The sequence below is a fragment of the Azospirillum brasilense genome (genome assembly GCF_001315015.1).
GTDB classification, from domain to species: domain Bacteria; phylum Pseudomonadota; class Alphaproteobacteria; order Azospirillales; family Azospirillaceae; genus Azospirillum; species Azospirillum brasilense.
In genome coordinates this window covers 1,417,622-1,434,723 of the sequence record NZ_CP012915.1, presented here as the reverse complement: position 1 = coordinate 1,434,723, position 17,102 = coordinate 1,417,622, and the positions used below count along the sequence as shown (strand labels likewise).

Annotated in this window: 19 protein-coding genes; 13 read left to right on the top strand and 6 right to left on the bottom strand. The window is 70.5% G+C overall.

The window, feature by feature from the left end:
* Nucleotides 1-19: 19 nt before the first annotated feature.
* The 6 genes from AMK58_RS20235 (at nucleotide 20) to AMK58_RS20210 (ending at nucleotide 5,200) form a co-directional block, all read left to right on the top strand.
* Nucleotides 20-919 carry a LysR family transcriptional regulator gene (locus AMK58_RS20235; RefSeq protein WP_059399432.1) on the top strand — a complete coding sequence of 300 codons (900 nt, stop codon included), beginning with the start codon at nucleotides 20-22 and terminating at the stop codon, nucleotides 917-919.
* Between the two features lie 57 nt (nucleotides 920-976).
* Entirely contained in the window at nucleotides 977-1,453 is a 477-nt protein-coding gene (locus AMK58_RS20230) for a MarR family winged helix-turn-helix transcriptional regulator (RefSeq protein WP_035678360.1), read from the top strand.
* 90 nt (nucleotides 1,454-1,543) lie between these two features.
* The gene (locus AMK58_RS20225) at nucleotides 1,544-2,449 is read left to right on the top strand and encodes an efflux RND transporter periplasmic adaptor subunit (RefSeq protein WP_035678362.1); all 906 of its coding nucleotides are present in this window, start codon (nucleotides 1,544-1,546) and stop codon (nucleotides 2,447-2,449) included.
* Nucleotides 2,446-4,533 carry an FUSC family protein gene (locus AMK58_RS20220; protein ID WP_059399344.1) on the top strand — a complete coding sequence of 696 codons (2,088 nt, stop codon included), beginning with the start codon at nucleotides 2,446-2,448 and terminating at the stop codon, nucleotides 4,531-4,533. The genes AMK58_RS20225 and AMK58_RS20220 overlap by 4 nt, the downstream gene beginning before the upstream one ends.
* A complete protein-coding gene (locus tag AMK58_RS20215; RefSeq protein ID WP_035678363.1) occupies nucleotides 4,530-4,736 on the top strand; it encodes a DUF1656 domain-containing protein in 207 nt (68 codons plus the stop codon). The genes AMK58_RS20220 and AMK58_RS20215 overlap by 4 nt, the downstream gene beginning before the upstream one ends.
* A 230-nt stretch (nucleotides 4,737-4,966) precedes the next feature.
* Nucleotides 4,967-5,200 (top strand): hypothetical protein, encoded by a 234-nt coding sequence (locus AMK58_RS20210; RefSeq protein ID WP_035678364.1) that lies wholly within the window; start codon nucleotides 4,967-4,969, stop codon nucleotides 5,198-5,200.
* Here AMK58_RS20210 and AMK58_RS20205 read toward each other — a convergent pair.
* Nucleotides 5,191-5,973: a glycosyltransferase family 2 protein gene (locus tag AMK58_RS20205; protein WP_051140570.1), complete on the bottom strand. Its 783-nt coding sequence runs from the start codon at nucleotides 5,971-5,973 to the stop codon at nucleotides 5,191-5,193. The genes AMK58_RS20210 and AMK58_RS20205 overlap by 10 nt on opposite strands.
* An 81-nt stretch (nucleotides 5,974-6,054) precedes the next feature.
* Here AMK58_RS20205 and AMK58_RS20200 point away from each other — a divergent pair, with 81 nt between their 5' ends.
* Complete coding sequence (locus AMK58_RS20200; RefSeq protein WP_059399343.1) at nucleotides 6,055-7,728, top strand: tetratricopeptide repeat protein; 1,674 nt, start codon at nucleotides 6,055-6,057, stop codon at nucleotides 7,726-7,728.
* Between the two features lies 1 nt (nucleotide 7,729).
* On the opposite strand, the gene AMK58_RS20195 is transcribed toward AMK58_RS20200, so the two are convergent.
* The 3 genes from AMK58_RS20195 to AMK58_RS20185 all read right to left on the bottom strand — a co-directional run bounded on the left by AMK58_RS20195 (nucleotide 7,730) and on the right by AMK58_RS20185 (nucleotide 10,852).
* Nucleotides 7,730-7,975, bottom strand: a complete 246-nt coding sequence (locus AMK58_RS20195; protein ID WP_035678382.1) for a hypothetical protein — start codon at nucleotides 7,973-7,975, stop codon at nucleotides 7,730-7,732.
* Nucleotides 7,976-8,089: 114 nt separating this feature from the next.
* Nucleotides 8,090-10,252 carry an O-linked N-acetylglucosamine transferase, SPINDLY family protein gene (locus AMK58_RS20190; protein WP_059399342.1) on the bottom strand — a complete coding sequence of 721 codons (2,163 nt, stop codon included), beginning with the start codon at nucleotides 10,250-10,252 and terminating at the stop codon, nucleotides 8,090-8,092.
* A 54-nt stretch (nucleotides 10,253-10,306) separates the two neighbouring features.
* Nucleotides 10,307-10,852, bottom strand: a complete 546-nt coding sequence (locus tag AMK58_RS20185; protein ID WP_079285597.1) for an RT0821/Lpp0805 family surface protein — start codon at nucleotides 10,850-10,852, stop codon at nucleotides 10,307-10,309.
* 137 nt (nucleotides 10,853-10,989) lie between these two features.
* Between AMK58_RS20185 and AMK58_RS20180 the strand changes: the two genes are divergently transcribed.
* From AMK58_RS20180 to AMK58_RS20160, 5 genes are all read left to right on the top strand, one after another.
* Nucleotides 10,990-12,606 carry an acyl-CoA synthetase gene (locus tag AMK58_RS20180; RefSeq protein WP_035678391.1) on the top strand — a complete coding sequence of 539 codons (1,617 nt, stop codon included), beginning with the start codon at nucleotides 10,990-10,992 and terminating at the stop codon, nucleotides 12,604-12,606.
* A 254-nt stretch (nucleotides 12,607-12,860) separates the two neighbouring features.
* A complete protein-coding gene (locus tag AMK58_RS20175) occupies nucleotides 12,861-13,604 on the top strand; it encodes a sulfite exporter TauE/SafE family protein (RefSeq protein WP_035678399.1) in 744 nt (247 codons plus the stop codon).
* A 76-nt stretch (nucleotides 13,605-13,680) separates the two neighbouring features.
* A complete protein-coding gene (locus tag AMK58_RS20170) occupies nucleotides 13,681-14,385 on the top strand; it encodes an ABC transporter ATP-binding protein (RefSeq protein WP_035678402.1) in 705 nt (234 codons plus the stop codon).
* 92 nt (nucleotides 14,386-14,477) lie between these two features.
* The gene (locus AMK58_RS20165; protein WP_035678404.1) at nucleotides 14,478-14,891 is read left to right on the top strand and encodes a MerR family transcriptional regulator; all 414 of its coding nucleotides are present in this window, start codon (nucleotides 14,478-14,480) and stop codon (nucleotides 14,889-14,891) included.
* Nucleotides 14,842-15,270: a carboxymuconolactone decarboxylase family protein gene (locus AMK58_RS20160; RefSeq protein WP_035678406.1), complete on the top strand. Its 429-nt coding sequence runs from the start codon at nucleotides 14,842-14,844 to the stop codon at nucleotides 15,268-15,270. Before AMK58_RS20165 ends, AMK58_RS20160 begins: the two co-directional genes overlap by 50 nt.
* Nucleotides 15,271-15,273: 3 nt before the next feature.
* Here AMK58_RS20160 and AMK58_RS20155 read toward each other — a convergent pair whose 3' ends face one another.
* Together AMK58_RS20155 and AMK58_RS20150 are read right to left on the bottom strand one after the other, a co-directional pair.
* Nucleotides 15,274-15,552 carry a GNAT family N-acetyltransferase gene (locus AMK58_RS20155; RefSeq protein WP_035678432.1) on the bottom strand — a complete coding sequence of 93 codons (279 nt, stop codon included), beginning with the start codon at nucleotides 15,550-15,552 and terminating at the stop codon, nucleotides 15,274-15,276.
* A 43-nt stretch (nucleotides 15,553-15,595) separates the two neighbouring features.
* Complete coding sequence (locus AMK58_RS20150; RefSeq protein ID WP_035678407.1) at nucleotides 15,596-16,228, bottom strand: trimeric intracellular cation channel family protein; 633 nt, start codon at nucleotides 16,226-16,228, stop codon at nucleotides 15,596-15,598.
* A 169-nt stretch (nucleotides 16,229-16,397) separates the two neighbouring features.
* Between AMK58_RS20150 and AMK58_RS20145 the strand changes: the two genes are divergently transcribed.
* A complete protein-coding gene (locus AMK58_RS20145; protein ID WP_035678409.1) occupies nucleotides 16,398-17,096 on the top strand; it encodes a pirin family protein in 699 nt (232 codons plus the stop codon).
* Nucleotides 17,097-17,102: the final 6 nt, after the last annotated feature.

Here is a 17,102-nt window from a genome sequence, read left to right as displayed (position 1 = left end):
ATCGATGAAGGGCAATGCGATGAGCGACAGCCGCGCCTGGGACATGAGGGTCTTCCTGCGCGTCGCGGCGCTGGGCAGCTTCAGCGCCGCCGGGCGCGAGGTCGGCATGACCCCGTCCTCCACCGCCAAGCTGGTGACCCGGCTGGAGGAGCGGCTCGGTGTGCGGCTGGTCGAACGCTCCACCCGCCGGCTGCGCCTGACCGCGGAGGGGGAGCTGTACCGCGAGCGGGCCGAGAGCCTGCTGGGCGATCTCGACGCCATGGAGGCGGAGGTGGCGGGCGGCGCCCGCTCGCCCACCGGCCTGATCCGCATCAGCGTGTCGGTGCCCTTCGGGCGGCATTGCCTGCTGCCGCTGCTGCCCGACTTCACGCGGGCCTATCTCGGCATCCGCCTGGACCTGACCCTGACCGACGAGGTGGTGGACCTCTACGCGGCGCGGACCGACGTGGCCTTCCGCGCCGGGCGGCTGTCCGACTCGGCGCTGCTGGCGGTGCGGCTGGGCGACGTGCGGCGGCGCATCGTGGCGTCGCCGGATTATCTGGAGCGCAAAGGCACGCCGGAGAGCGCCGCCGATCTGGAGCGCCACGACTGCCTGGGCTTCAACTTCCGCCGCGCCGCCGCGGTCTGGCCGCTGAAGTCCGGCGGGCGGCTGGTCGACCGCGAGATCGACACGCGCATCGTCGCCAACAACGGCGAGACGGTGCGCCACATGGCCCTGCTCGGCCTCGGTCTGGCCCGGCTGGCCGAATACCACATCCGCGCCGACCTCGCCGAGGGGCGGCTGGTCAGCGTGCTCGACGACGTGCTGGTCGACCGCGAGGAGATCCACGCCGTCTACACCGGGCGGGAGCGGGTGCCGCACCGGGTCCGCGCCTTTCTCGACCACATGACGCCGCGGATGCGCGCATGCCTGCAATGACCGAGCGGCGGGGTGGGGCACCTTGCCGAAATTAGATAGCAAAGCTATTAAATAGGCATGCAATCGAACGACCCGTCCATCCCCGCTCCCACCGCCGCCCCGGACTTTCCGTCCAACTTCGGCATCCACCTGTTCCGCGCCGCCCATCTGTGGCGGCGGGAAGCGAACAAGGTGCTGGCGGAGAGCGGCTTCTCCTCCTCCGTCATCTCGCCGCTGATGCTTCTCAACGAACTCGGCGACGGGATGCGCCAGCGCGATCTGGCCGAGGAGATGGGAGTGGAGGGGCCGTCGCTGGTCCGGCTGCTCGACAGCCTGGAGGCCGCGAAGCTGGTCGAGCGCCGGGAGGCGCCGGACGACCGGCGGGCCAAGACCCTGCACCTGACCGACGAGGGCCGCGACATGCTGGTCCGCGTGAACACCGCGCTGAACGACGTGCGGCGGCGCCTGCTCGAAGGCGCCTCCGGTCCGGAGATCGCCGGTGCCATGCGGGCCATGGCGGCGATTGAGTCGAACGCTCGAGCCATGAAGGGCTGACAAGGGTTCTACACAGCAGCGCGTCCCGCAGCGGCGGGACACCGAACGATCGCTCCCGGCCGTGCCGGTGGAGCGCAAGGACGAACCACGGTGAAACTCTTCTCCCTCCTCATTCGGATCACGGTCACGCTGGTCGTCACGCTGGGCGCCGTCGGCGGCGGCTGGTGGCTGTGGGACTACTACATGAACCAGCCCTGGACCCGCGACGGGCGGGTGCGGGCCGACGTGGTGCAGGTGTCCTCCGACGTCGCCGGTCTGGTGACCGAGGTCCGGGTCATCGACAACCAGGCGGTCCGCAAGGGCGACGTCCTGTTCGTCGTCGATCCCAGCCGCTACCGCCTCGCCGTCGATCAGGCCGAGGCCAACCTGGAAAGCGCCCGCGCCGAGCTGTCCTTCCGCAAGGCCGAGGCCGACCGCTACGCGCAGCTTGGCAACAACGTCGTCTCCACCGCCCAGCGGCAGGAGGTCGCTTCCACCCAGGCCAAGGCCGCCGCCGCCGCCCGCCAGATGGAGGCGGCGCTCGACCTCGCCCGCTTCAACCTGGAGCGGACGGAGGTGCGGGCGACGGTGGACGGCTTCGTCACAAACCTCCAGCTCAAGGCCGGCAATTACGTGACGGCGGGCCAGCCGGTGGTCGCGGTGATCGACCGCCATTCCTTCTACGTCGTCGGCTATTTCGAGGAGACCAAGCTGCCGCGCATCCGCGTCGGCGACCCGGTCCGCGTCACCATCATGGGCGAGCCGGAGCGGCTGACCGGGCGGGTGGACAGCGTGACCCACGCCATCGTGGACCGCGACCGCACCGAAGGCACCGGCCTGCTGCCAAACGTCAACCCGACCTTCAATTGGGTCCGTCTGGCCCAGCGCATCCCCGTGCGCGTCGCGCTGGAGCGGGTGCCCGACCCCCGCGACCTCGTCGCCGGACGCACCGTGACCGTCGAGGTGGTGCGGGAGGCGGAGCAGGGAGCGCCCGCCAAGCGGGTGGCCGAGCAATGAGGACGCCCGCCCTGAAACTGGTCTCGCTGAAACTGGTCTCACTCAACGAGGCGCTGTTCTCGGTCAAGGCCTTCGCGGCGGCCATGCTGGCGCTCTACATCGCCTTCTCCATGGGGCTGCCGCGGCCCTTCTGGGCGATGGCGACCGCTTACATCGTCTCCGGCCCGCTGTCGGGCGCGGTGCGGTCGAAGGCGGTCTTCCGCGTCGCCGGAACGGCGCTGGGCTGCGCCGGGGCCATCGCCCTGGTGCCGGCGCTCGCCGATTCGCCGGAGCTGCTGACGCTGGCATTGGGGCTGTGGGTGGCGGTCTGCCTGTTCATCTCGCTGCTCGACCGCACGCCGCGCAGCTATCTCTTCATGCTGGCCGGCTACACCATCGGCCTGATCGGCTTTCCCGCGGTGACCGACCCGTCGGCCATCTTCGACACCGGTCTGGCCCGCGTCGAGGAGATCCTGATCGGCATCCTCTGCGCGACCGTGGTGCACAGCGTGGTCTTCCCGCAGAGCGTCGGGCCGGCGCTGCTGGGCCGGCTGGACGCCACGCTGCGCGACGCGGAGCGCTGGACGCGCGAGGCCCTGTCCGGCAAAGCCGAATCCGGCGGAGACCGGCAGAAGCTGGCCCGCGACATCACCGAACTGCGCGTCATGGCGACCCATCTGCCCTACGACACGTCGGAGGTGCGCTGGATGACGCGGGCGGTGCGGGCGATGCAGGACCGCATGGCCTATCTGCTGCCGCTGACCGCCGGCATCGAGGACCGGCTGGACGCCCTACGCGGCCAACTGCCCGCCGAGGTCTCCGCCCTGCTGGCCGATCTCGACCGCTGGGTGGGCAGCGAATCAGCCGGCGGTGATGATGAGGAGGGCGGCGCCGACCTCCTGCGCGCGGAGATCGCCCGGCTGTCCCCGGTCATCGGCGCGGGCACCGGCTGGAAGGAGGCGACGCTTCTCAACCTGCTGACCCGGCTGCGCTCGCTGGTGGACATCCACCAGGATTGCCGCGACCTGCAGGCGCACATCCGCGACGGCAAGAGCAGCCTGCCGGAGCGTCTCGACCCGCTGACCCGCCGCCGCTCGCGCGACGTCTTCCATCTCGACGCCGGCATGGCGCTGTGGTCGGGCTTCGCGGCGCTGCTCGGGATCGCGGTGGTCTGCGCCTTCTGGATCGGCACCGGCTGGTCGTCGGGATCGGCGGCGGCGATGATGACGGCGGTCTTTTGCTGCTTCTTCGCTTCGCTGGACGATCCGGCACCGGGCATCCGGCTGTTCCTGGTCTTCACCCTGCTGTCGGTGCCGCTGGCCGCCTTCTACCTGCTGGTCGTCCTGCCGTCCTTCGACAGCTTCCCCATGCTGGTGCTGGGCCTCGCCCCGACCTTCCTGACGCTGGGCGTCTTCGTGGCGCGGCCGGCGACCATGGGCAAGGCGATGGCGCTGCTGATGGGGGTGGTCGGCTCGCTCAGCCTGCTCGACCTCGGGACGGGGGATTTCGCGTCCTTCCTGAACAGCACCGTCGCGCAGGTGGTGGGCATCGCCACGGCGCTTCTGGTCACCCAGCTCTGCCGCTCGGTCGGCGCGGCGTGGAGCGCCCGGCGCCTGCTTCGCGCCGGCTGGAGCGAGATCGCGGCGATGACCGCCGCGCGCTCCGGCATTCCGGTGGGCAGCTTCGAGAACCGGATGCTCGACCGCGTCGGGTTGCTGTCCTCCCGTCTGGCGCTGGCCGGTCCGCAGCAGGAACTGGCGGCGGCGGACGCGGTGAACGATCTGCGGGTCGGTCTGAACGTGGCGGAACTGCAACGCGCGCGCCGCGCGCTGGGCGGCCCGGCGGCGCCCCATGTGGCGCGGCTGCTGGGCGCGGTGGGGCAGCATTTCCGCGGCCTGTCCAGCCGCCGCCTCGGCACGCCCCCGGCGGAGGTTCTGCCGATGATGGACGCCGCCTTGTCCAACCTGTCGGCCGAGCCGCGGTCGACGGAGCGCGACCGCGCGGTGATCGCGCTGGCCGGGCTGCGCCGCGCGCTGTTCCCGCACCTGACCTTCGCCGCCCCCGACCCCTCCAGCGAATCGCTCCGCGAACCGGTGACCGCATGATCGGCGAAATCGACATCTACGGGCTGTTCATCCCGCCGCTGCTGATCCTGGCCATCGCGGCCTGGTTCGTCTCGGGCCTGCTGCGGCGCGGCCTGCGGGCGGCGGGCTTTTACGGCTGGGTCTGGCACCCGCCGCTGTTCGATCTGGCGCTCTATGTTCTGGTGCTGAGCGCGCTGACGGCGCTGACCGCATGGTTGAGGTGAGAGGGAAGGCGGGTCGGGGCGCTTATTGTTATGGACTTCCCTCCGACGCCCCGAACCACCTATACCCATCCAAACCGTAAGGTTTAGAGACGTATCGGTTACCGCTGATATAACAGTTTGTCAAGCAAAGGGACGAACGGGAACGGAGCCATCACCTCCACCTGCGACAAGGGTTGGTCCGCGCCGGCTCCGCCTTGTCAGTGAGGCGTCGGTTGCGGTACGTATCGGGCATGGTTGAAACGCGACGCACCGGTGACCGCTCCAACGAACCGATCCGCTCCGAGGTCGGGGGCGGGCGCGTCGCGTCGCCCGGCGCCGTCGGCGTCCGCAACCGGGCGGAGCAGGTGGGCGGCGGACGCCAGCGCATCCCCAGCGTCCGCGAACTCGCCAGCCTTCTGGTCAACGGCATCCTGACGCTGCCGCGCAATTACCGACGCGGCATGTATCTCGACGTTCAGGTCTGACCCGGATTCAGGTCCGACCCAGCCCACCCCCCCGTGTAAGCCGCGATCTCCGGTCCAAACAGGCGCTCCAGCAGCAGGGGCGGCAATTCATATTGCGGCAGGCACAGGCTGGTGCTGCGGGCGTGCAGGGTGTGCAGGCACAGCCCTTCGGCGTCCGGAAAGGCGGCGACGCGGAAGCGCCCCTGCGCACTCTTCATGAACGGTGCGTCCTCGCAGGCGTTGACCGGCGGGAAGCGCACCGCCTCCCACACCGACCGCCGGTAGGCGTAGGAGAAGCCGTAGCCCAGCCGATTGTCGTCGGACGGCGGTGTCTCCGGCGCTTCGACATAGGCGCGGGTCGTCCGGCCCCAGCGGTGATGAGAGCCGCCGCGCGCCGTGTCCCAATAGCCGAAGGTGCCGTGCACCGCGCTGTGCAGGAACCAGCCGGACAGGGTCACCGCGTCGTGCCCCGCCTCCAGCCAGCCGAGCAGCCGCTCGACATAATGGGGCGCGTAGAAGTCGTCGTCGTCGAAATGGACAATGACCTCGCCGCGCGCGTGCTCGGCCAGGATGTTGCGCTTCTCGCCGATGGCATAGCGGCGCGGCGCATAGAAATACTTCAGCCGCGGCCCGGCGAGTGGCTGGAGATAGGCGGACGGGCGCGGGCTATCGTCGAACACCAGCCATTCGATGTCGGGGACGGTCTGCGCCAGGACGCGGGCGTGGCACAGCGGCAGGACGTCCTCCCGTCCCCAGCTTGGCGTGATGACGCTGACGAGCGGCCGGTCGGCCATGGTCTCTCCTTCGCAACAGACGGCGCCCCCGACCGCGACGCCGCATGGACTCCGGCCCGGCGGCGCGTGTAGACAGGCGGCATGGTGACACTTCGGGATGCCCTGGCCGCCGCGGTCGGCCATCATCAGGCGGGCCGGCTGGACGCGGCCCGGCCCCTCTATCATAGCATCCTGCGCGGCCAACCGGGCCATCCCGACGCGCTCCACCTGCTGGGCGTGCTGGAAAGCCAGAGCGGTCGGGCGGGCGCGGCCCTTCCGCTGCTGCGCCGCGCCGTGGCGCAGCGGCCCGGCGACGCCGATTTCCTCGGCAATCTGGCGCGGACCCTGCGAGCCGCGGGACTGCCCGAGGCTGCGGAGCGCGCCTTCGCCCGCACGACGGCGCTCGACCCGGCGGATGTCCAGGCCGCCTTCGCGCTGGGCACGCTACGGCTGGAGCGCGGGGACGCGGCGGGTGCGGCGGCGGCCTTCGCCCAGGCGCTGGCCGGGCGGCCCGACTTCGCCGAGGCGCGGATCAACCGCGCCAACGCCCTGGCGGCGCTGGGCCGGGCGGAAGACGCGGCGCAGCTTCGCCGGCAGGCGGTGGCCTTGGCGCCCGCCCATCCCGACGCGCTGCACAACGCGGCGGTGAGCGCGCTCGCCGACGCCGGGCTGGACCGCCCGCTGTCGCACGCCCGGCGCCTCGACCCGGAGTTGGTGGAGCGCGCGGGGCGCGCCCTGGCCCGCGCGCTCGCCGCCGATCCGCGGCACGGGGCGGCGGCGGACGCGCTGCTCGGGACGGCGCTTTCGCTCGTCCAGGCCGGGCAGGCGCCGCCTTGGCTGTTGGACCGCGCCGCCCGCACCGCCCTCACGGTCCTGCGCGGCAACCCGCGCGACACGCGGGCGGCGGCCGTGGTCGCCTACCGCTTCTACCGGCGGGGGCGGACGGACCTCGCCAGCCGCTTCATGCGGCGTTTTGCCCGGAGATTCACCGCAGCGGAGGTGGCGGCGGATTTCGAGCTGCGCCTGTGGTCGATGGTGCGGGCGGGGCGGCGGGCGCTGGACGGGCTGCCCGACGCCGACTCGCTGCTCGGCGCCTTCCCCCCGCTGGAGTTGCTCGCCGAGCTGCCCGCGGGCAACGGGCCGCTGCTGGCGGTGTCCTGCGACGACGGCTATTACCGGCGCTTCGCCACCGGCCTGCTCGATTCGGTCGAAGCGGTGGGCAGCGGCGTGGCGGTCCATGTCCATGTGGTGAACCCCTCGCCGGAGACTATGGCCGACCTCACCCGGCGGCAGGAGCGCTTGCTTCTAAGCTGCAGCCGGGAACGGGTGGACTTCACGGGTTGGGACGACCACCGGCGCACCACCTACTACGCCTGCATCCGCTTCCTGCGCTGGCACCAGTTAATGACGCTTTGGGGACGCCCCCTGCTGCATCTGGACGCCGATTGCACGCTGGCCGGGGGTACGGACGCGCTGGCGTTGCTGCCGGAGGGGGCCGACGTCGGGTTGCTGCGCGATGCCCGCTGGCGCGGCCCGACGCGGGAGATCACCGTGTGCTTCGCGGCGTTCCAGCCGACTCCGCTGGGGCGTGCCTTTCTGGCCCTGACCGCGGCCTACATCGCGGCCTTCCTGCGGGAGGGGCGCGGGTTCTGGATGCTGGATCAAGCCGCGCCCTTCGTGGTGCTCGACGCGCTGGAGCGGCGGGGGGAGGGGCCGGAGGTGCGCTGGTTCGACGTTCTGGATTTCCCCTGGGTCCGCTTCATCGGTGAGAAGTGAGTCAGCAGGGAAGCCGGGCGCAGCGTCCATCCGGGCAGTCGCGGCAGCATTGCCCGCAGATGTCGTCCAGATCCACGGCGATGCCGTGCCGCTTGAGAACGCCCTGGGCATAGGCGGTGTAAAGGCGCGCCAGCGCCCGCCGGTTGGTGGCGACCGTCTTGGCGGCCAGCGTTTCCGGCGCCAGCATCGCGGCGATGGCTTGCTCCACGTCCTCAATGGCCGTGCGGACAGCCGAAAGGTTCAGCATCCAGGACCCCCTGGGCGTCACGACCCTTGATGAATCTGATATACAACATGTGACGAAAATTCAGTGGCCAAACAACCCCCAATTTAGGGATCCGGGGTGTCCTATCCGGAAAGGCTAGGCGCCTTGTGTCAAATCCCGCAGAGACTTCACCAAGGCTTCGGCCAGGCGCCGCCCGTCGCAGAGCGGCCCGGCCGCCATGCGCGGGCGCAGAGTCCGGCGCAGTTCCGCCAGCCGAGCCGGGTCGGCGGCCCAGCCGGCAGCGCGATCCACATAGTCCGCCGGGTCGCGGGCGACGCAACCCTCGACTCCCGCCACGCTCAGAAAAGCCAGGGAGTGCCGGCTGGAGAAGGTCTCGCCGGGCAGGGTGACGACCGGCACGCCCATCCACAGCGTCTCCAGCGTCGTCGTGCTGCCGGCGAAGGGAAAGGGATCCAGCGCCACGTCGACGCGGGCGCACCAGCCCATATGCTCCCGGCTGGCGGTCGCTCCGGCCAGGATCAGCCGCTCCGGCGCGATGCCCGCCGTGGCCAGCCGTTCACGCCACTGGGCGGCGGTTTTCGGGCAGGACAGGGCCTTGGTCTTGAGCAGCAGGCGCGACTCGGGCACCCGGACGAGCAGGGCGGCCCAAGTCGAAAGAACCTCGTCGGTCAGCTTGGTCAGGATGTTGAAGACGCCGAAGGTGACGGGCTGGCCGGTCAGGCAGGGCGGCGGGCCGGGCTCCGGGGCGTCCGGCGGCGGGTCGTAGGCGATGAAGGCGCCGGGCATGCGCAGGATGCGCTCGCTGTAGAAGCGCTCCGCCCCCTCCGGCACATGGTGGGCGTCGGCGACCAGCGCGTCCATGGCGGCGAGCCCGGTGGTCGCCATGTAGCCGGACCACGCCACCTGGACCGGCGCCGGCTTGCGCGCGAAGACGCCCAGCCGCCCGCGGGCGTTGTGCCCGGCGAGGTCGATCAGCGCGTCCAGCCGGTCGTTGCGGATCAATGTTGCAAGTTCAGCGTCGGTCCGGTCGGCGACCGGCACCCAGCGCGCCGCCGCGGCGCGGAAGCGGTCGGTGAGGTCGTCCGCCTCCATCTGGTTGGCGTAGAGGGTCAGTTCGACGCCGAAATCCGGAAGCGCCTCCACCGCCCGCACCGCGAACTGCCCCGCCGGGTGGCGGCGGAAGTCGCCGGACAGAATGCCGACGCGCAGTGGCCGGGCGTCATGTCTCACCGCCGGGGAGCGCGGCGCCCACTCGGACCGCAGCGGTGCGCCGTGCACGGCGTCCCAGCCGCGATGCGCCTCCAGCACGCGGGCCAGCGTGACGCCGGGCCGGAACAGCTCCAGATAGGCGAGGTTTGAGCGCACCTCGGCCAGATCGGGCCGCAGCGCCAAGGCGCGGCGGTAGCCAGCCTCGGCGGCGTCCAGCTCGCCCTGCGTCTGGCGCACCAGCGCGAGGTTCGCGTAAGCCTCCGCCAGATCGGGACACAGGGCGGCGGCCCGGGCGTAGGCACAAGCGGCCTCGGCCAGACGGTTGCGCCTTTGCCGCGCGTCGCCGCGGCGCAGCGCGGCTTCCGCGAAGTCCGGGCGCGCGAATTCGGCGCGGCGGGCCGCCCGCTCGGCGTCGGCGGGGGCGTCGAGGGCCAGCAAGGCGGCGGACAGGTTGGCGAGCGCCGTGGCGTGGTCGGGGCGCAGCGCCAGCGCGCGGCGCAAGGCCCGCTCGGCCTCTGCCGCCCGGCCGCGTTGCAACATCAGCGAGGCGCGGTTGGCGTGCGCCTCGCCGAATTCGGGATCGTCGGCGAGCGCGGCGCGGAAGGCGTCGTCCGCCTCGCCCAGCCGGCCGAGCGCCGTCAGCGTGTTGCCGAGGTTGAAGCGCGCCCGTGCGTAGCCGGGGCGCAGCGCGGCGGCCTGCCGGTAGGCGTCCGCCGCCTCCTCCAGCTGGCCCAGCCGGTCCAGCGCGTTGCCCAGGTTGTAATGGGCCTGCGCGAAGGCCGGGCGCAGGCGGATCGCCGCGCGATGGGCCTCCGCCGCCTCCGCCGTCCGGTCCAGGGCGCGCAGCGCGCTGCCCAGATTGTCGTGATAGTCGGCGACGGTCGCGTCGGCGCGGAGGGCGGCGCGGATGCGCGGCTCGGCTTCCGGCGGATGCCCGGCCTGGAGATAGACGACGCCCAGCAGATGCAGCGCGTCCGCATGGTCGGGCAGGGTGTCGAGGACGGCCTGATAGCCGGCGGCGGCCTGCGCCAGCCGTCCGGCCTGATGATGGGCCAGCGCCGCGGCCAGCACGTCCTTGATCGTCGCCATGCCCGTCTGTCTAGAGCATTTCCCCGCTTGGTTGAAGGGCGTGCGCGCGGTGCGTCAGCTCACCATGCGCCAGCTTCCGTCCGCTTGGCGGCAGGCGGTGCCATAGCCCTGCTGGAGCTGCCCGCCGACCACGATGCTGGTCTGGAACTCCCGGCACAGCTCGCCATAGGGGCCGGTGCCGTCGCGGGTCGGGGTGTAGGTGCCCCAGTTGCCGGTCTGCGGGTTGTTCCACTGCACGGTCGCGCCGGTGGGCGCCATGTAGGCCTGCCCCGCCGCCTGCTGCGCGTACATCAGGTCGGCGCGGTCCATCGACTGGCCGGCGGCGTTGCCCAGCGCGGCGCCGAGCAGCGTGCCGATGCCCACCGCCACCAGCTTGCCCGTGCCCCCGCCGAAGCGCGACCCGGCGAGGCCGCCGGCCACGCCGCCGAGCAAGGTGCCCGCCGTCGCCTTGTTGCCGTAACCGGGGGCGTAGCCGCCGCCATAGTTGGCCCCGTATCCGCCACCACCATACCCATAGCCATAGGGGCTGGCGCAGCCGGCCAGCAGGCCCACGGACAACACAACCGCAACGAACCCCTTGGCCTTCATCTCGAACCCCACGGAACGGAACCTGTGTTCATCAACATGGCAGCCCCGCAAACTATTCCGTCCGCGTGACGGAACGCCGTCGTTGCCCCTATGATGAGCCCAAATGGCCGCGTCCAAGCGGCCGGCAAGAACCCGTCGGGAGGAAAAGCATGCTGCCGGAAGCGGACAGCTACGAGGGCCTGCGCGACCGTTTCGTCTGGTCGGTGCCGGAGCGTTACAACATCGGCGTGGACGTCTGCGACACGTGGGCGGAGCGCGACCCGGACCGCACCGCCCTGATCCACAAGCGCCGCGATGGCGCGGTGGAAACCTACAGCTTCGCCGACATCCGCCGCCTGTCGAACCGGCTCGCCAACGCGCTGGCCGCCCATGGGGTGGCGCGCGGCGACCGGGTGGGCATTCTGCTGCCCCAGGCCCCGGAGACCGCGGTCAGCCACGTCGCCGTCTACAAGATGGGCGGCGTCGCCGTTCCCCTCTTCTCGCTGTTCGGGGTGGAGGCTCTCGAATACCGGCTCGGCAATTGCGGGGCGCGGGCGGTGGTGACCGACGCCTTGGGCGCGGCCAAGATCGCCCAGATCCGCGATCGCCTGCCCGAGCTGAAACTCGTCCTGCGCATCGACGAGGCCGGGGAGGGCGAACTGGACTGGCACGCGCTGGTCGATGCCGCCTCGGAGGACTTCACGCCGGTGGACACGGCGGCGGACGATCCGGCGGTCATCATCTACACCTCCGGCACCACCGGCCAGCCGAAGGGGGCGCTGCACGCGCACCGGGTGCTGCTCGGCCATCTGCCGGGGGTGGAGATCTCCCACGACCTGTTCCCGCAGCCGGGTGACCGCATCTGGACCCCGGCGGACTGGGCGTGGATCGGTGGTCTGCTCGACGTGCTGATGCCCGCTTGGCACCATGGCGTGACCGTGGTCTCCCACCGCTTCGAGAAGTTCGACGCCGAGGAGGCCTTCCGCCTGATCGCCGATTTCCAGGTGCGCAACGCCTTCCTGCCGCCGACCGCGCTGAAGATGATGCGCGCGGTGAAGGACCCGCAGACGCGCTGGGCCTACAGCATGCGCTCCGTCGCCAGCGGCGGCGAGACGCTGGGGGCGGAGCTTCTCGACTGGGGCCGCCAGACCTTTGGGCTTACCATCAACGAGTTCTACGGCCAGACCGAGTGCAACATGATCGTGTCCTCCTGCGCCACGGTCATGCCGCCCAAGCCCGGCGTCATGGGCCGTCCGGCGCCAGGCCACGACGTGGCGGTGATCGACGGTCAGGGCAAGCGCCTGCCGCCCGGCGAGATCGGCCTGATCGCCGTGCGCCGCCCGGACCCGGTGATGTTTCTGCAATACTGGAACAACCCGGAGGCGACGGCGGCAAAGTTCATCGGGGATTGGCTGGTCACCGGCGACCAGGGCGAGCTGGACGCCGACGGCTACATCCGCTTCGTCGGGCGGGACGACGACGTCATCACGTCGGCCGGCTACCGCATCGGCCCCGGCGAGATCGAGGATTGCCTGATCGGCCACCCCGCCGTCCGCATGGCCGCCGTGGTCGGTGTGCCCGACCCTCTGCGCACCGAGATCGTGAAGGCCTTCATCGTCCTCCAGGACGGCGTGCGCCCCAGCGACGCACTGGCGGCGGAGATCCAGGCCCATGTGAAGACGCGGCTGGCCGCCCACGAGTATCCCCGCGCGGTGGAGTTCGTGGACAGCCTGCCGATGACGACCACGGGCAAGATCATCCGGCGTGAGCTGAGGGGGAGGGAGTAGGTTGTTGAGCCCTTCTCCCCTCTGGGGAGAAGGGTATGGGATGAGGGGGCGGCCGCAGGCCGACAACGCTCCCTCATTGCAGTGCTTGGACGCCCTACGGGCGCCCCCTCACCCTAACCCGGTTGCTCGCAAGCCTCGCATCCCCTCTCCGCCTTTGATCGCCTTCGGCGTTCAACCGGCCTTTGGCCGGCGGCTCCGAGCCCCGGAGGGGCGAGGGGATAAACAAACAACAAGAAAAGACAACGACCCGAACGATGGTGACGACATCCCTTCTTCTGCTCGCCGCGGCCTTCCTGGCCGGGGCGATGAACGCGGTCGCCGGCGGCGGCAGTTTCCTGACCCTTCCCGCGCTGATCTACGCCGGGGTTCCACCGGTGGCGGCGAACGCCACCGGCACGGTGGCTTTGCTGCCCGGCTACGCCAGCGGCGTCTACGGCTACCGCCACGACCTGGAGCCGGTGGGCGGGGTCGGGCTGGTCACGCTGTCGGTGGTCAGCCTGACCGGCGGGCTGATCGGGGCGGCGCTGCTGCTGGTCACGCCGGATTCGGTGTTCCGCAGCATCGTGCCCTGGCTGCTGCTGGTTGCCACCGCGCTGTTCGCCTTCGGCGGCATGCTGGCGGCCCGGCTGCGGGCGGTGGGGCTGCACGGGACGGGGGCGATGCTCGCCACGCTGTTCGCGGTGTCGGTCTATGGCGGCTATTTCAACGGCGGCCTCGGCATCCTGCTGCTGGCGCAGTTGAGCCTGTTCGGGATGACCAACCTGAACGCCATGAACGCGCTGAAGAACCTGTTCTCCGCCGTGCTGACCGCCATCGCGGTCGCCGCCTACGCGGTCGGCGGGGCGGTGGAGTGGTCCTACGCCGCGCTGATGACCGTGGCGGCGGTGGCCGGCGGCTATGTCGGGGCGCGGGTCGGGCGCAAGATACCGTCGCGCATCCTGCGCGCGGGCATCATTGGGGTGGGCTTGGCGATGAGCGTCCTGTTTTTCCTGAAGTAAAAGCCGTTCGGTTCCGGCGGCGCCTGCGCTAAGGTGGCGGCCCTTCTCCCAAGGCCGCCACGACGCAAGACCCCGCATGCTGACCGTATCCGACCTCGACCTCTTCTACGGCGACGCCCAGGCGCTCGACGGCGTGTCCATCGCGGTGGCGGAGGGCACGACGACCGCCATCGTCGGGGCCAACGGGGCGGGCAAGACCTCGCTGATCCGCACCATCTCCGGCATCCTGAAGCCGGCCCGCGGCACCATCCGCTTCCGCGGCAAGGACATCGCCGGCCTGCCCAGCCACGTCGTCTGCGACCTCGGCATCGGGCAGGTGGCGGAGGGGCGGCAGATCTTCCCGACGCTCAGCATCCGCGAGAATCTGGAGATGGGTGCCGTCATCCCGCGCGCCCGCGCCGGGGCGAAGGACACGTTCGAGCGCGTGCTGACCCTTTTCCCCCGCCTGAAGGAGCGGCTGGAGCAGGCCGCCGGCACCCTGTCGGGCGGCGAGCAGCAGATGCTGGCCATCGGGCGCTGCCTGATGGGCAAGCCCGACCTGATCATGTTCGATGAGCCGTCGCTCGGCCTCTCCCCGACCATGGTGCAGGAGCTGTTCCGCACCATCCGCGCGCTGGCCGCCGAGGGCATGACGATCATCCTGGTGGAGCAGAACGTCGCCGCTTCGCTGAAGTTGGCACAACGCGCCTATGTGCTGGAGAACGGGCGCGTTGTTCTGGCCGGCACGGGCGAGGAGCTGCTGGCAGACCCTGCGGTCAAGCAGGCCTATCTCGGCCTGTGACGCCTTGGCGGTCGCGGTGACCGAATCCCTCTTGACTTAGAGCGCGCTCGAACCCGTAGCGTCCTGTGCATCGTGATGAGAAGCAGACGCGCATGAAGATCGGGGACCTCGCGAAACGCTCGGGACTGACGGCCCACACCATCCGCTACTATGAGCGGATCGGGCTGCTGCCCTACGCCGACCGGAACCAGTCCCGCCACCGCGATTACGACGCCTCGATCCTGACCTGGATCGAGTTTCTCGGCCGGCTGAAGACGACCGGCATGCCGATCCGCGACATGCTCCGCTACGCGGCGCTGCGCGAGGAGGGCGCCGGGACCGAAGCGGAACGGCGGGCGTTGCTGGAGCAACACCGGGAGCGCGTGCGTGCCCGGGTCGATGAGCTGAACGCCTGTCTTCTCGTCCTCGATACCAAGATCGACGGTTACGTCGAAACGGAACAGAGGAAGACTGACGATGACGCACCTGTCCAAGATCGCATCCGGGGTCGAAGAAAGCCGGCTTGAGCGCGGGCAACGGGCGCTTGCCGAAATCGACGGCGAGGCCGGCCACAAGGTGGTGGCGGCGCTGGCCGACATCGCGCCGGACTTCGCGACCTATGTGTTCGAATTTCCCTTCGGCGACATCTATTCGCGGCCCGGACTCGATCTGCGCTCCCGCGAGATCGCCACCATCGCGGCGCTCGCCGCCATGGGGAACGCGGCACCCCAGCTCAAGGTGCACATCGAGGCCGGATTGAACGTCGGGCTGACCCGCGACGAGATCGTCGAGGTCCTCATGCAGATGGCGGTCTACGCGGGCTTCCCGGCCGCTCTCAACGGGCTGTTCGCGGCCAAGGAGGTGTTCGCGGCGACCGACGGGCATCGGCCGCCGGGACCGTCGTGAGGCTTACCGCGCCAGCAGGTCGTGATGCTCGCGGTGGCGGTGCATCCAGTTGGCGGCATAGCCGCAGATCGGGACGATGGTCAGCCCCTCGGCGCGGGCAATGGCCATCACCCCCTCCAGCAGCCGCCCGGCGGCGCCGGTGCCGCGCAGGGACGGTGGCGCCTCCACATAGGGGATGTGCAGGATGGTGCCGCGGCGGCGGTAGGTCGCGAAGACCGTCTGGCCGTTCACGTCCAGTTCGAACCGGCTCATGGCCGGGTTGTCGGTCACGGTGTCGCTCATGCCCATTCCAACAGCGGAAGCCTTTGGTTGTTCACCGCAAATGTCATGAGCCGGGAGCGCGCGGCGCGCTCCAACCGCGCAGCACGCTGACCACCCGCAGCAGGAAGGCCGCCGCCGCCCCGGCGATGGCGACCGGCGCCTTCGGCAGGTCCAGCATGGCCCCGGCGATGACGATCGCCGCCCCCAGCAGGGCGGCCACCGCGTAGATCTCCTCGCGCAGCACGCGCGGCACCTCGGCCACCAGCACGTCGCGCACCAGCCCGCCGCCGCAGGCGGTCAGCACGCCGAGCAGAACCGCGGGCAGCGGCCCCAGCCCATAGGCCAGCGCCTTGCCGCAGCCGGCCACCGCGAAGATGCCCAGACCGGCGGCGTCCAGCACCATCACCGGCTTGACCAGACGGTTGATGAAGGGGTGGAAGAAGAAGGCGAACAGGCCCGAGGCCAGCGCCGTGATCAGGTAGCGCTCGTCCTGCATGGTGGCCGGCGGGATCGCCCCGATCAGCAGGTCGCGCAGCACGCCGCCGGCCAGCGCCGTCACCAGCGCCAGCACCATCACGCCGAAGATGTCCAGACGATGCCGCACGGCCAGCGTCCCTCCCGTCAGCCCGAAGATGAAGATCCCGGTCAGGTCCATGGCGAGGAGGAGGGGCGAAACATCAGGGATGATGGCGGGCATGATCGTGGTCGGCGACGCTGGTTGAGGGGAGCCGCCATCATAGCCGTTTGTTGCGTCTCATGGAACAGATAAGCCGCAACTCCGGCAATTGTTGTTTTGCGGAAACGGGAGCACATTCCTCTCCAGACGAGGGGCCACAGGGCCTCGCACAGGACGAGGAGGAGCAGAGATGATCACGATCCGCAACCGCGACGAACGGGGCGCCGTCAACATGGGCTGGCTGAACAGCAAGCACAGCTTCTCGTTCGGCCACTACTACGACCCGGCCCACATGGGCTTCCGCGCGCTGCGCGTCATCAACGACGACCGCGTGATCCCCGGCGCCGGCTTCCCCACCCATGGGCACGCCGACATGGAGATCGTGTCCTATGTGCTGGACGGCGCGCTGGAGCACAAGGACACGCTGGGCACCAGCTCGGTCATCCGCCCCGGCGACGTGCAGCGGATGAGCGCCGGGTCGGGCATCCGGCACAGCGAGTACAACGCGTCCAAGAAGGACCCGGTGCACTTCCTGCAGATCTGGATCCTGCCCAACGAGGAGGGGATGGTCCCCGGCTATGAGCAGAAGGCCTTCGAGCGGGAGGAGAAGCAGGGCCGCCTGCGCCTCGTCGGTTCCCAGGACGGGCGCGACGGCAGCGTGGTCATCCATCAGGACGTGGACCTCTACGCCACGCTTCTGGACGAGGGCGACAGCGTGACCCACGAGCTGCGTCCGGGCCGCCACGCCTGGGTGCAGGTCGCCCGCGGTCAGGTCCGGCTGAACGGTGAGATCCTGAAGGAAGGCGACGGCGCCGCGATCAGCAAGGAGGACTCCCTGACGCTGGACGGCGTGGTCAGCGCCGAGGTGCTGCTGTTCGATCTGGCCTGACGAGCG

What these genes read in the sequence shown, in the direction of transcription:
- AMK58_RS20235 (WP_059399432.1), top strand. Translation starts at nt 20, where the DNA reads ATGAGCGACAGCCGCGCCTGGGACATGAGGGTCTTCCTGCGCGTCGCG.
- AMK58_RS20230 (WP_035678360.1), top strand. Translation starts at nt 977, where the DNA reads ATGCAATCGAACGACCCGTCCATCCCCGCTCCCACCGCCGCCCCGGAC.
- AMK58_RS20220 (WP_059399344.1), top strand. Translation starts at nt 2,446, where the DNA reads ATGAGGACGCCCGCCCTGAAACTGGTCTCGCTGAAACTGGTCTCACTC.
- AMK58_RS20215 (WP_035678363.1), top strand. Translation starts at nt 4,530, where the DNA reads ATGATCGGCGAAATCGACATCTACGGGCTGTTCATCCCGCCGCTGCTG.
- AMK58_RS20210 (WP_035678364.1), top strand. Translation starts at nt 4,967, where the DNA reads ATGGTTGAAACGCGACGCACCGGTGACCGCTCCAACGAACCGATCCGC.
- AMK58_RS20205 (WP_051140570.1), bottom strand. Translation starts at nt 5,973, where the DNA reads ATGGCCGACCGGCCGCTCGTCAGCGTCATCACGCCAAGCTGGGGACGG.
- AMK58_RS20200 (WP_059399343.1), top strand. Translation starts at nt 6,055, where the DNA reads ATGGTGACACTTCGGGATGCCCTGGCCGCCGCGGTCGGCCATCATCAG.
- AMK58_RS20195 (WP_035678382.1), bottom strand. Translation starts at nt 7,975, where the DNA reads ATGCTGAACCTTTCGGCTGTCCGCACGGCCATTGAGGACGTGGAGCAA.
- AMK58_RS20190 (WP_059399342.1), bottom strand. Translation starts at nt 10,252, where the DNA reads ATGGCGACGATCAAGGACGTGCTGGCCGCGGCGCTGGCCCATCATCAG.
- AMK58_RS20180 (WP_035678391.1), top strand. Translation starts at nt 10,990, where the DNA reads ATGCTGCCGGAAGCGGACAGCTACGAGGGCCTGCGCGACCGTTTCGTC.
- AMK58_RS20175 (WP_035678399.1), top strand. Translation starts at nt 12,861, where the DNA reads ATGGTGACGACATCCCTTCTTCTGCTCGCCGCGGCCTTCCTGGCCGGG.
- AMK58_RS20170 (WP_035678402.1), top strand. Translation starts at nt 13,681, where the DNA reads ATGCTGACCGTATCCGACCTCGACCTCTTCTACGGCGACGCCCAGGCG.
- AMK58_RS20165 (WP_035678404.1), top strand. Translation starts at nt 14,478, where the DNA reads ATGAAGATCGGGGACCTCGCGAAACGCTCGGGACTGACGGCCCACACC.
- AMK58_RS20160 (WP_035678406.1), top strand. Translation starts at nt 14,842, where the DNA reads ATGACGCACCTGTCCAAGATCGCATCCGGGGTCGAAGAAAGCCGGCTT.
- AMK58_RS20155 (WP_035678432.1), bottom strand. Translation starts at nt 15,552, where the DNA reads ATGAGCGACACCGTGACCGACAACCCGGCCATGAGCCGGTTCGAACTG.
- AMK58_RS20150 (WP_035678407.1), bottom strand. Translation starts at nt 16,228, where the DNA reads ATGCCCGCCATCATCCCTGATGTTTCGCCCCTCCTCCTCGCCATGGAC.
- AMK58_RS20145 (WP_035678409.1), top strand. Translation starts at nt 16,398, where the DNA reads ATGATCACGATCCGCAACCGCGACGAACGGGGCGCCGTCAACATGGGC.